This window comes from Heyndrickxia sporothermodurans (assembly GCF_003055045.1).
Classification (GTDB): Bacteria; Bacillota; Bacilli; order Bacillales; family Bacillaceae_C; genus Heyndrickxia; species Heyndrickxia sporothermodurans.
Genome location: NZ_NAZB01000008.1, coordinates 150,926 through 163,065, shown reverse-complemented (window position 1 = coordinate 163,065; position 12,140 = coordinate 150,926). Strand labels below are relative to the sequence as shown.

12 protein-coding genes and 1 riboswitch are annotated in these 12,140 nt (G+C 35.9%); of the genes, 1 reads left to right on the top strand and 11 read right to left on the bottom strand.

The genetic code is table 11. The annotated features are described in order from the left end of the window. Nucleotides 1-2: 2 nt before the first annotated feature. The 9 genes from rph to B5V89_RS02520 all read right to left on the bottom strand — a co-directional run bounded on the left by rph (nucleotide 3) and on the right by B5V89_RS02520 (nucleotide 7,817). Complete coding sequence (gene rph, locus B5V89_RS02560) at nucleotides 3-758, bottom strand: ribonuclease PH (RefSeq protein WP_108070350.1); 756 nt, start codon at nucleotides 756-758, stop codon at nucleotides 3-5. A 99-nt stretch (nucleotides 759-857) separates the two neighbouring features. Continuing rightward, on the bottom strand, nucleotides 858-1,922 hold the full coding sequence (locus B5V89_RS02555; RefSeq protein WP_066227122.1) for a GerMN domain-containing protein: 1,065 nt from the start codon (nucleotides 1,920-1,922) through the stop codon (nucleotides 858-860). Between the two features lie 100 nt (nucleotides 1,923-2,022). Further along, nucleotides 2,023-2,826, bottom strand: coding sequence for a glutamate racemase (racE, locus tag B5V89_RS02550; RefSeq protein WP_108070348.1), 804 nt, complete (start codon nucleotides 2,824-2,826; stop codon nucleotides 2,023-2,025). A gap of 10 nt (nucleotides 2,827-2,836) precedes the next feature. Then, complete coding sequence (locus tag B5V89_RS02545) at nucleotides 2,837-3,295, bottom strand: MarR family winged helix-turn-helix transcriptional regulator (RefSeq protein WP_108070346.1); 459 nt, start codon at nucleotides 3,293-3,295, stop codon at nucleotides 2,837-2,839. 261 nt (nucleotides 3,296-3,556) lie between these two features. After that, nucleotides 3,557-3,781, bottom strand: coding sequence for a helix-turn-helix domain-containing protein (locus B5V89_RS02540; RefSeq protein ID WP_055739090.1), 225 nt, complete (start codon nucleotides 3,779-3,781; stop codon nucleotides 3,557-3,559). 199 nt (nucleotides 3,782-3,980) lie between these two features. After that, nucleotides 3,981-4,433 carry an acyl-CoA thioesterase gene (locus B5V89_RS02535; protein ID WP_066227106.1) on the bottom strand — a complete coding sequence of 151 codons (453 nt, stop codon included), beginning with the start codon at nucleotides 4,431-4,433 and terminating at the stop codon, nucleotides 3,981-3,983. Nucleotides 4,434-4,562: 129 nt separating this feature from the next. Further along, complete coding sequence (sdhB, locus tag B5V89_RS02530; RefSeq protein WP_066227103.1) at nucleotides 4,563-5,330, bottom strand: succinate dehydrogenase iron-sulfur subunit; 768 nt, start codon at nucleotides 5,328-5,330, stop codon at nucleotides 4,563-4,565. A gap of 68 nt (nucleotides 5,331-5,398) precedes the next feature. After that, nucleotides 5,399-7,150 (bottom strand): succinate dehydrogenase flavoprotein subunit, encoded by a 1,752-nt coding sequence (sdhA, locus tag B5V89_RS02525; protein ID WP_108070345.1) that lies wholly within the window; start codon nucleotides 7,148-7,150, stop codon nucleotides 5,399-5,401. 55 nt (nucleotides 7,151-7,205) lie between these two features. Beyond that, nucleotides 7,206-7,817, bottom strand: a complete 612-nt coding sequence (locus B5V89_RS02520) for a succinate dehydrogenase cytochrome b558 subunit (protein ID WP_108070343.1) — start codon at nucleotides 7,815-7,817, stop codon at nucleotides 7,206-7,208. Nucleotides 7,818-8,152: 335 nt separating this feature from the next. On the opposite strand from B5V89_RS02520, the gene B5V89_RS02515 reads away from it, so the two are divergent. Next, nucleotides 8,153-8,605: a YslB family protein gene (locus tag B5V89_RS02515; protein WP_066227094.1), complete on the top strand. Its 453-nt coding sequence runs from the start codon at nucleotides 8,153-8,155 to the stop codon at nucleotides 8,603-8,605. Nucleotides 8,606-8,639: 34 nt separating this feature from the next. Here B5V89_RS02515 and B5V89_RS02510 read toward each other — a convergent pair whose 3' ends face one another. Further along, nucleotides 8,640-9,872: an aspartate kinase gene (locus B5V89_RS02510; RefSeq protein ID WP_066227091.1), complete on the bottom strand. Its 1,233-nt coding sequence runs from the start codon at nucleotides 9,870-9,872 to the stop codon at nucleotides 8,640-8,642. A 122-nt stretch (nucleotides 9,873-9,994) separates the two neighbouring features. Further along, a riboswitch (Lysine riboswitch) is annotated at nucleotides 9,995-10,178 on the bottom strand. 84 nt (nucleotides 10,179-10,262) lie between these two features. Then, nucleotides 10,263-12,038, bottom strand: coding sequence for an excinuclease ABC subunit UvrC (uvrC, locus tag B5V89_RS02505; protein ID WP_066227086.1), 1,776 nt, complete (start codon nucleotides 12,036-12,038; stop codon nucleotides 10,263-10,265). Nucleotides 12,039-12,140 lie beyond the last annotated feature (102 nt).

Genomic DNA, 12,140 nt, shown 5'->3' with positions numbered 1-12,140 from the left:
TTCTATTCCTCATCACGATTATTTTCTATTTTCGCTGAAATTTCACCTAGTGCTTGTTTTTGGATACTAAACAACTCATTCAGTCCATGCTTTGCAGCTTCAATTAATTGTTGCAGCTCTTCTGAAGAAAACGTTGCTTCTTCCCCCGTTCCTTGTAATTCAACAAATTTCCCCTCACCAGTCATAACAACATTCATATCTACTAATGCTTGGCTATCTTCGGCATAGTTTAAATCGAGCACTGTACCTGCATCTTTGATGATACCAACACTAGTTGCAGCTAAATAATCTGTAATTGGGAAATTTTTCATTCCTTTATTTTTATATAATTTTGAGAGCGCTTGAGCCATTGCAACGAATGCACCTGTAATAGAAGCTGTTCTAGTTCCTCCATCCGCTTGGATGACATCACAGTCTATCCACACAGTTCTTTCTCCAATCTGATCTAATTGTACAACCGCGCGTAAGGCACGTCCGATTAATCGCTGGATTTCCATCGTTCTTCCAGTCACTTTCCCTTTAGAGGATTCACGTATATTGCGTTGCTCTGTTGCACGCGGAAGCATAGAATACTCTGCTGTTATCCAACCTTTCCCACTGCCTCGCATAAACGGAGGCACTCTATCTTCAATACTAGCTGTACATATTACCTTCGTATCTCCTACAGTAATGAGGACAGATCCTTCTGGATGCTTTAAGTAGTTTGTTTCTATATGTATCGGTCTTAATTGTAACGCTTCTCTACCGTCAACTCTCACCAGTAGACCTCCTTTTTTAAACCAAGAAAGAAGAGGTGGCTCACGATATGCGAGCCTACCTCTTAATTTTATTATTTATAGTATAACAAATTTTTCATATTAAAAACTACCTGTGTTTACCTTTTCTGGTCGAGTCACTGGTTCTGATAGTGGTTTTCCTTCTTCATTTAACAATTTCGTGCTCCCGTTTACTTCAATAGCAACACTCTTAATACCTTTTTGCTCCGTTAAAGAATAGACGAGAGGTTTTAAAACATTTTCCGAAATCTTGTTTTCTTCAAAACTACCTAGAATATTTTCGTTAAAATTCAATGTTACTTTCCCATCCTTAACAACTGGTTCATCTAATAAGGCCACTTCTGATTGAAAGGCACTGACAAGTGAAGAGTTCGGATTTGGTCCCTTTACTAACTCATTTACTACAGCCTTTACATCATTTGTTTCCGTATTGCTTATTCGTTTCGTCACAGGAACATAGTATGACTTGCCATCATTTTCATCTAAGTAATAGACTGTTAATGAATGAGTATTTGTAATATCAATTACACCGGTAAGATCTGTATTTATTCCATTTGCCCTTGTTAATCCTTCTTGGTTAATCGGTGTTTTATTAACAGGCATTTCTTTTAATGGGTGCCCATTTACACTTAACGTCACTCGTTCGATTGAATCAAATTGTGTTAATGTCCATGTGATTGATTGCATAATTTTCTCTTCGTCTTTTTTATCATAACCATTAAATTCCTTTGAAAAATCAACCGCTGCTGTCCCATCTTTTTTCACATCCACGCTTATTTTCGTATCTGCAGGCAGTACGGCTCTAAATCCATTCGGAATAATATTTTGACCTGGTCCATCAACGACTAGGTATTCTAATGCTTTTGTCGCTATACCTTTTTCATTTGGCAGTGGTAATGCTTGTGAAACGACATAGCCATTTTTATCAATTAAATACAATTCAGTCATGATCGTATTCTTTTCATCTACTGCGTTTGTTTGTTTATCTTTATCCCCTGTTAATGATTCCCCTTTCTTTAATGAGCTTACCGTTTTCGGTGGATCAATTTTTTCCGTTTTGTCACCTCCAAATAAACCACAACCTGACAAATACATACTTGATGCAAGCATAGTTACTGCTACTGTCACCTTTGTTTTTTTAGACATTTTTGTACCCTCCTAAGACAGTTTGTACTACTATCTATACGAGCCTTCATTAAAAAATAGACCGTTTTTTCTTTGCATAAAAAAACCATTTATTCAGGAGTTATTCGTCTCCTAAATAAATGGTTTCCACATTCGCAATCTCTTGTTCTAACCAGGCAGTAGCAATTTGAGAAAACATACTGCTGGAACCTGTAGTAAAAAATTGATGTTTTGGACATGCATTCTCTGTATTCATTAAATGCCGAAAATATAAGATTGTACTTATTTCACGCGCTGTTTCATCTCCGGAACTAATGACTTTCACTTCACTACCCATTACATTTTTTATTAAACCTTCTAATAAAGGATAATGTGTGCAGCCTAGAATCAATGTATCAATGCCGCTTTTTTGGATTGGAGCTAATGATTCAGCAACAATTTTTTTTGCAATGGAGCTTTTGTACTCTCCACTCTCAACAAGGGGCACAAATTTCGGACAGGCAAGTGATGTAATACTTACCTTCCTATTTATAGATTTTAACGCTTTTTCATACGCACCGCTTTTAATTGTACCAATCGTCCCTAACACACCGATATTAAATCCTTTTGTATTTTTTAATGCTGCTCTTGCCCCCGGATAAATAACACCTAATACAGGTATTTTCAACTCTGTACGAATTTCATCCAAAACAACAGCAGTCGCAGTGTTACATGCAATGACTAACATTTTTATATTTCTTTTTAATAAAAATCTTGTCATTTGCCATGTATATGCCTTTACTTCATCAACAGGTCTTGGACCATATGGACAACGGGCAGTATCACCGACGTATATAATGCTTTCATTCGGCAATTGTTTCAGCACTTCTTTTACAACCGTTAGTCCTCCAACACCTGAATCAATAATACCTATTGGTTGGTTCAACAATCTCGCCTCATTCTGCTTTCATTTCTTGATGTAATTTAATAAGGCTTTTCTTTAAATGAATAACCTCATCAACTGAAAAATTTACTAATATGTCTTGCAAATATCCTTGTCGTTTTTGGATGACTTCTTCAATCATCTTTTCGCCCTTCGCCAATAGGTGAATTCGTACCACTCTGCGATCGTGTGGGTCTTTTACTCGAACAACCAGTTCGTTTTTTTCCATACGGTCAATTAAATCGGTCGTCGTGCTAAAAGCCAAATACATTTTATTAGACAACTCACCAATGGTCATATCTCCGTCTTCAAATAACCATTGCAGAGCGACGAATTGGGGAGGTGTAATTGTATATTCACTAAGTAATTCTCTTCCCTTTTGTTTGATGATCGCTGCTATATACCGTAAATCTTTTTCTATAGCCGCCACATCCACTGCTGCGTGTATTTGTACATTTCCTTCATTATTCATTAATGAAGAACCCCCTATCAGTTAGAAGTCAAAGGTTAGAGGTTAGATTTGAAGAAAATGGCGTAATCCAATTGCTCATATTTCTATAAGAAAAACCTAACTTCATTGGCATCTTAAATTTATACGATGGTTTTTATTTAAAATCCACTAAAAATATTGTCACCTTTTTTTATTAAAAATTCAAGCATGATTTGTTTTATAGCAGTAACAATCTTTAATAATATGACAAAACCGACTGCTAATTAGCAGCCGGTTTTTCGGTTAAAGCTTTAACTCTCCCATGCGAAGAAGTTCAACCACAGCTTGAGAACGCCCCTTGACTCCAAGCTTTTGCATGGCATTGGAAATATGATTTCGAACTGTTTTTTCGCTAATAAACAATTCGCTTGCAATTTCTTTCGTCGTTTTATCTTGAACTAACAGCTCGAACACTTCTCTTTCTCTTTTTGTAAGCAGCGGTTTGTGTGTGAATTCGTTGTCCTTCAACTATTGTAACCCTCCTTGCCTTCGCCAGCTTTAAACCGCGGGGATGGGTATTTTGATTGTCAAATTATCATATGTGAGAGAAATAAGTAGAGTGACATCGTATTGGCAAGGAAGTGAAGAAAACAGCAAAAATGTGCAAATTATTTATATAATTTAAGGTTGTTACCTATATTTAATTCAAATTTCAACTTTCAGCAGCTTATCCATTTGAGATTAATTTTTCTTTTTCCTCTTCTGACCACGCAACCCCCTTGCCTGTCTTTTTAGAAATTTGCACCATTACTCCCCGTCCAACAAAACAAACATCATTTTGCTCATTAATTGCCATATAATGAAGATCAACAGAAGATGTACCGATTTTATTTGCTTTGACAAAAACTTTTAGTTTTTCATCAAAAAACACTTGACGAATATAATCACATTGTAAATCAGCAACTACCGGAATTGTTTCACTTTCTTCTTTTAACCAGTCTTGCATAAATTCTATTTGCTTTAAAAATTCGATTCGTGCTTCTTCAAAATATGTAAATGGAACGGTATTATTTAAATGGCCATACATATCTGTTTCGGAAAAGCGAACTTTAACAGGATGATAAAAAGTAAAACCCTTTTGCCATTCATGAACATCTTCAATATAAGAAATCTTCTTCATATAATTCTCCCCCTTTTGAAATGAATGAGTATTCATTCTCTTTTTATTATACCGAGAATATAAAATAGTTGAAAGAAAATTAAAAAGAAAAGCCTTCAAACATTTAGCTTGAAGGCCTTTCTTATATATTTAGTCTACCATATGATCGCTTCCGAAGAAGTTCTTAAACATTTGGAATGTCGTCGCTCTATTTAGGGAAGCAATAGACGTTGTTAAAGGAATACCTTTCGGGCAAGACTGCACGCAGTTTTGTGAGTTACCACAGTTAGCAAGTCCACCATCTCCCATAATTGCTTCTAAACGCTCATCTTTATTCATCGCACCCGTAGGATGGCTGTTGAATAAACGTACTTGTGAAAGTGGTGCAGGTCCAATGAAGTTAGATTTACTGTTAACATTCGGACAAGCTTCTAAACAAACCCCACATGTCATGCATTTAGAAAGTTCATATGCCCATTGACGTTTTTTCTCAGGCATACGTGGTCCTTCACCAAGATCATATGTTCCATCAATCGGAATCCATGCTTTAACCTTTTTCAAAGAGTCAAACATACGGCTTCGATCTACTTGGAGATCACGGATAACCGGGAATGTACGCATCGGTTCAAGACGAATCGGCTGTTCTAATTTATCGACTAGTGCAGAACATGACTGTCTTGGCTTCCCATTAATAACCATAGAACATGCGCCACAAACTTCTTCTAAACAGTTCATATCCCAAGTGACTGCAGTCGTTTTTTCGCCTTTTGCGTTAACTGGATTACGGCGAATTTCCATCAATGATGAAATTACGTTCATATTTGGACGATACGGTAATTCAAATTCTTCTTGATATGGAGTAGAATTTGGATTATCTTGACGAGTTATAATAAAGCGTACCGTTTTTTGTTCACTCATCCTTATTTCTCCTCTTTCATTATAGTATAGTCACGTTTACAGGCTTATCGCTTTAACATTAATACGTATTAATGTTTCTTAGTATAGTCACGTTCACGAGGCTTAATAAGGGATACATCTACATCCTCATAGCTAAATTTCGGAGTATTAGTAGAAGCATCGAAATCAGCCATAGTAGTTTTTAACCATTCTTCATCATTACGTTTAGCAAAATCAGGTTTGTAATGAGCACCGCGACTTTCATTACGATTTAATGCACCAATCGTAATTACACGAGCTAGATGCAGCATATTTTTTAATTGGCGTGTAAATGTTGCCGCTTGGTTACTCCATTTTGCCGTATCATTCACGTTAATATTATTGTAACGTTCCATTAATTCAAGAATTTTATCATCCGTTTTTTGAAGACGATCATTGTAACGAACAACAGTTACATTATCAGTCATCCATTCCCCAAGTTCTTTATGAAGAAGATATGCATTTTCCGTACCATTTAAGGATAAGATATTATTCCATTTATCTTCTTCTTTTTTAACAGCTTTATCAAAGATAGAAGAGGATAAGCTATCTGTGCTTTTTTCTAATCCATCAATATAATTAACTGCTTCAGGACCTGCAACCATACCGCCATAAATAGCAGATAATAATGAGTTTGCACCTAAACGGTTAGCACCATGTTGTGAATAATCACACTCACCTGCTGCAAATAATCCTTGAATTTTCGTATGTTGTTTATAGTCAACCCATAAACCGCCCATTGAGTAGTGAACTGCAGGGAAGATTTTCATAGGTACTTTATGTGGATCTTCACCTACGAACTTTTCGTAAATTTCAATGATTCCACCAAGTTTTACATCAAGCTCATGCGGATCTTTATGTGAAAGATCAAGATAAACCATGTTTTCTCCATTGATTCCAAGCTTCATATCTACACATACGTTAAATATTTCACGTGTAGCGATATCTCGAGGTACTAGGTTTCCGTAAGCAGGATATCTCTCCTCTAAGAAATACCAAGGTTTACCGTCTTTATATGTCCAAACCCGTCCACCTTCACCACGTGCAGACTCACTCATTAAGCGCAGTTTGTCATCACCAGGAATTGCTGTAGGATGGATTTGAATAAATTCACCATTAGCATAGGTTGCACCTTGTTGGTAAACAATAGATGCAGCTGAACCAGTATTAATAATTGAGTTAGTAGATTTACCAAAGATAATTCCAGGACCACCTGAGGCGACGATAACCGCATCCGCTTCAAAAGATTGAATTTCCATTGAAGTAAGATTTTGGGCAACAATTCCTCGGCAAACTCCTTCATCATCCTTAACAATACCTAGGAATTCCCATCCTTCGAACTTATTCACAAGTCCAGCTACTTCATGACGACGAACCTGTTCATCAAGTGCATATAATAATTGTTGTCCTGTCGTTGCACCTGCAAATGCTGTACGGTGATGTTGCGTTCCACCGAAACGACGGAAATCAAGTAAACCTTCTGGTGTACGATTAAACATTACACCCATACGATCAAATAAATGAATAATTCCAGGAGCAGCATCACACATTGCTTTAACTGGCGGTTGATTTGCTAAGAAATCTCCGCCATAAACTGTATCATCAAAATGAATCCATGGTGAATCTCCTTCACCTTTCGTATTCACCGCACCATTAATTCCACCTTGTGCACATACAGAGTGAGAACGTTTTACTGGTACTAATGAAAATAAGTCCACTTGTTTTCCTGCTTCTGCTACTTTTATTGTTGACATCAAGCCGGCTAAGCCTCCACCGACTACGATGATTTTTCCTTTACTCACTCAAGACTCACTCCTTCTTTAAACATGTTTACGAACATGATTGTTTCGCTTTGTCTTATACAAAAGCGAAGATAGCACGAATACCGATAATTGATAATACAACAAATATAACTAATACAACATAAGATGTAATTTGTTGTGAACGTGGTGATTGAGTAATTCCCCAGCTAACACAGAAAGACCATAATCCATTAGAGAAATGGAATGTTGTCGCAATTAGGCCAATTATGTAAAATGCGATCATCCAAGGATTAGAGAAAACATTCTCCATTAAACTAAAATCAAGAGATGCATTTCCTAAAGCCGCTTGAATTCTAGTTTCATAAACGTGCCACGCAAGGAAAATCAAAACAATTACACCAGAAATTCGTTGGAATAAAAACATCCAATTTCGAAAATAGCCTAATCTACTCGTATTGTTTTTTGCTGTGAATGCAATATATAGTCCATAAATTGCGTGAAACAGCAAAGGTAAATAAATTACAATGATTTCAACGAAAATGAGGAATGGAAGACTTTCCATAAAGCCTACGGCATTGTTAAATGATTCCTCTCCGCCTGTAGCAAAATGGTTCACAACTAAGTGGACAATTAAAAAGATACCAATTGGCACAACACCTAGTAATGAATGCAATCTGCGATTTAAAAACTCACGATTTCCGGCCACATTTTACCCCCCTTAATAATAAAAGCGTGTGCATAGCAAAATTATTCAAAATTAGATTTTGAATACCATGCAATTTCATAACAATTATGTGACATATCCATTTTACTCCCGCACTAGGTAAGCGTCAAGGAAACGGATACACGAATTCGACAAAAAAAGGGATGCTTTTTTGCTGTTTCAAACATGTAAATCATTGATAATACATTAAATTTCTCCAATATATAGTTTGTCTCAAATTTTCCGAAAAAATTTAAATCAAATAACTTACCAAAATTTATATTAAACTGAAATAAAATTTTGTATATAATATAACTATAGAGAAAGAGGGGAATTACGTGAAATCTTCTGCAGAATTAGAAATAAATACGGAAAATAATGAACTTTCCATTCCGGCGTTCGGTTATGAATTAATTCGCGATATATTATTACCCGAAATATTAGGGAAAGAAACTCCGGATATTCTTTATTGGTCAGGTAAGCTACTAGCTCGAAAATTCCCACTTATGTCGATAAATGAAATCATATCTTTTTTTGATGAAGCAGGTTGGGGAAACCTTCGAATTACAAAAGACGAAAAAAAAGGAATGGAATTGGAACTAACAAGTCCATTAATTAGTCGGCAAATTGAATTGAAAACAGAATCAAGTTTTAAACTTGAAGCCGGTTTTTTAGCCGAACAAATTCAATCACAGAAAAAAGTAAGAACAGAAGCATATGAAGAAATCGTTAAACGTCATAAAAAAGTTAAAATTATTGTGCAATGGGATCTAAAAGATACGGATGTTTAAGAAAAGCCTAGGATTTCCTAGGCTTTTCTTTCTTTTATTTTACCTCTAGTTCAACCTTCTCAAGCTCAAATGCGGTATGTAGAGCTTGTGTTGCTTCTATCATATATTTTTCTTCTATTACCGTAGATACTTTAATTTCTGATGTACTAACCATTTTTATTTCAATATTATTAATGGATAGAATGTCAAACATTTTAGCGGCAACTCCCGGATTTGAAATCATCCCTGAACCAATGATTGAGACTTTTGCAAGACCCGATTCATATTCAAAATTATCGAATCCTAAAGATTCTTGATTTTGCTCCAGTATCTCAATCGTATCACGTAAATCATCATTTTTTATTGAAAATGAGAGATAGGCATCTTCCCCTTCCGTTTGATTTTGGATAATAATGTCAACATTAATATTTTGTTTAGCTAATTTTGTGAATATCGTTGATAAGTATTTAAATCCATTTTTTAACCCAAAAATAGTGATTCTCGTAATTTTGTCCTCAAAAGCTACACCACGAACAATTAAACTTTTTTCCATTGTTACTTCCTCCTCAATGTTTGTTCCAGGTTCTCTTACTAAGCTCGAACAAACTTCTAACGGTATTTGGTAATTTTTGGCGAATTCGACGGCTCTGGCATGTAAAACCCCCGCTCCAAGATTTGCAAGTTCTAACATTTCATCATAGGAAATTGCGCCTAATTTTCGAGCATGAGGAATATATCGCGGATCAGAAGTATAAACACCAGTCACATCCGTATAAATTATACATTTCTCAGCTTTCAGCGCTGCGGCTAATGCGACTGCTGTTGTGTCGGATCCTCCTCTTCCTAATGTGGTAATTTCGCCATCAGTCGTGACACCTTGAAACCCCGCTACAATAACGATTTGATCATTTTGTAATTGATTCATAATTTTTTGTGGATTAATATCAATGATTCGAGCATTGCTATGTACATCTTCTGTTAAGATATTCGCCTGCCAACCTGTGAAGGATATAGACGTATGACCTAGTTCAGCGAGTGCCATCGATAATAGGGAAATAGTAATTTGTTCACCTGTTGAAAGCAGCATATCCATTTCTCTTTTACTTGGATAGGACGAAATTTCTTTTGAAAGCTTCACGAGTTGATCCGTTGTTTTTCCCATTGCCGAAACGACAACAACTACTTGATTGCCTTTCTTTTTTTCATCAATAATTCGGTTAGCTGTATTTTTTATTCTATTTACATCCCCAACTGAGGTTCCACCAAATTTAAGTACGATTCGCGCCAACAATTTTCGCCTTCTTTCAAAATTATGTTTTTACTGCTACTCGCCTATTTCGCATAAAAAAAGCAATGAGATACCTATCTCATTGCTTTAGGAGACGTAATATACAGATTACGAATAGCCTTATGCGAGATAGCTCTCCAAGATGTACCACACATCTTGACAGTCCAGCATTTCTTAAATGCTTAGACCAGCAAAAACAGGAATGAGCCTTGTTTTTGCTTCGGCAAAACTCCCTTTCAAAGCTTTTCATCGAATCTCATACTTCTCCAAGCCTCTACTCTTTAGTTTCGCACCTCTACCCTTATTTTAAAATAAAAGTTAGATTTAATTTTAAGTCATTATAACACATTAAAATTTACTTGACTATCCTTACTTTCCACAGTTTTCAAATTATTGTGCATCTAGCTTTTCTTTCAATGCTTTCGCTGATGCTTGTGGGATGCCAAGTTCTAAAAACTCTTCGATTGGTGCCTCTTTCATTTTTTTCATTGATCCAAAATGGCGAAGTAACTGTTTCTTTCTTTTCGGACCTATTCCTGCAATGTCATCTAACATCGATTGAAACGCATTTTTGCCTCTAAGCTGACGGTGGAATGTAATTGCAAATCGATGAACCTCATCTTGAATTCTTTGTAAAAGGTAGAATTCTTGACTGTTTCTTGCAAGTGGTACAATCTCCAATGGATTCCCAGACAATAGTTGCGAGGTTTTATGTTTTTCATCCTTTGCCAATCCGGCTAGCGGGATCGTTAACCCAAGTTCATTTTCTAAAATATCCCGTGCCGCTTCTATTTGACCTTTACCACCATCAATAATGATCAAATCGGGAAGCGGCAGCTCCTCACGCAATGCCCTGCCATATCTTCTTCTAACGACTTCTCTCATCGATTCATAGTCATCCGGACCTTGAACTGTTTTTATTTTATACTTTCGATACTCTTTCTTTTCCGGCTTTCCATCAACAAATACAACCATTGCAGAAACTGGATTTGTTCCTTGAATATTCGAATTATCAAAAGCCTCAATGCGATGTGGCGTATAAATACCCATTGCTTCGCCAAGATTTTCGACCGCTTTAATTGTCCGTTCTTCATCACGTTCGATTAAGGCAAATTTTTCTTTTAAAGCGACGGCTGCATTTTTTTCGGCCAGCTTTATTAATTCTCTTTTTTGTCCCCTTTTTGGTTGAATCACTTTTGTTTCTAATAATTGATTTGCTAGATCTGAATCTACTTTTTCCGGTAGTAAAACTTCTTTAGGTTTAAAGTGATTCGGCATTAAATAAAATTGTCCGAGGAAGGATAAAAATTCCTCTTCCGGTTCATCATAAAAAGGAAACAGTGAAACATCCCGTTCAATTAGCTTTCCTTGACGGATAAAAAAGACTTGAACACACATCCACCCTTTATCAACAGCAAAACCAAATACATCTCTATCTGTGAAATCATTCATGGTGATTTTTTGTTTTTCCATTGTAGTTTCAATATTGATGATTTGGTCTCTATATTCTTTTGCTCGTTCAAATTCTAAGTTTTCGGCAGCATCTTCCATCTTTTTCGTAAGCTCTTGTTTTATTTCTTTATAACCACCATTTAAAAATCGGCTAATGTCATCCACTATTTCTTTATATGTTTCTTCCTTTACTTCATTCACACACGGTGCAAGGCATTGTCCTAAGTGATAATACAAACAAACGCGATCAGGCAATGTTGAGCATTTTCTGAGAGGGTAAATTCGATCTAATAATTTCTTTGTTTCATTTGCTGCTTGAACATTCGGGTAAGGTCCAAAGTATTTGCCCCTATCACGTTTTACTTTTCTTGTCGTTATCAATTTAGGATGTCGTTCATGTGTCAGTTTAATATAAGGATAAGTTTTATCATCTTTTAACATGACATTGTATTTTGGGTCGTGCTTTTTAATTAAATTAATTTCTAAGATGAGTGCTTCAATATTAGATGAGGTAATTATATATTCAAAGTCTTCAATTTCACTAACAAGCCTTTGTGTTTTCCCATCATGTGAGCCAGTAAAATAAGATCTAACACGATTTTTTAATATTTTTGCCTTCCCAACATAGATGATTGTCCCTTGTCTGTCTTTCATTAAATAACAGCCTGGCTGATCTGGAAGGATTGCCAATTTATTTTTAATTCTTTCATTCATACTTTTTACCCCTTTTTCAATATCGATGGGTTATTTTTGGAATGTGGAATTGGTGGGGAGAAATTGTTTAAAAAATCCGAGTCAGTGTAGACTCGGATTATA

Bases quoted from the DNA above. Each gene is read 5' to 3' on its own strand.
- B5V89_RS02545 (WP_108070346.1), bottom strand. From the start codon at position 3,295: ATGAATAATGAAGGAAATGTACAAATACACGCAGCAGTGGATGTGGCG.
- uvrC (WP_066227086.1), bottom strand. From the start codon at position 12,038: ATGAATGAAAGAATTAAAAATAAATTGGCAATCCTTCCAGATCAGCCA.
- B5V89_RS02555 (WP_066227122.1), bottom strand. From the start codon at position 1,922: ATGTCTAAAAAAACAAAGGTGACAGTAGCAGTAACTATGCTTGCATCA.
- B5V89_RS02535 (WP_066227106.1), bottom strand. From the start codon at position 4,433: ATGAAGAAGATTTCTTATATTGAAGATGTTCATGAATGGCAAAAGGGT.
- sdhB (WP_066227103.1), bottom strand. From the start codon at position 5,330: ATGAGTGAACAAAAAACGGTACGCTTTATTATAACTCGTCAAGATAAT.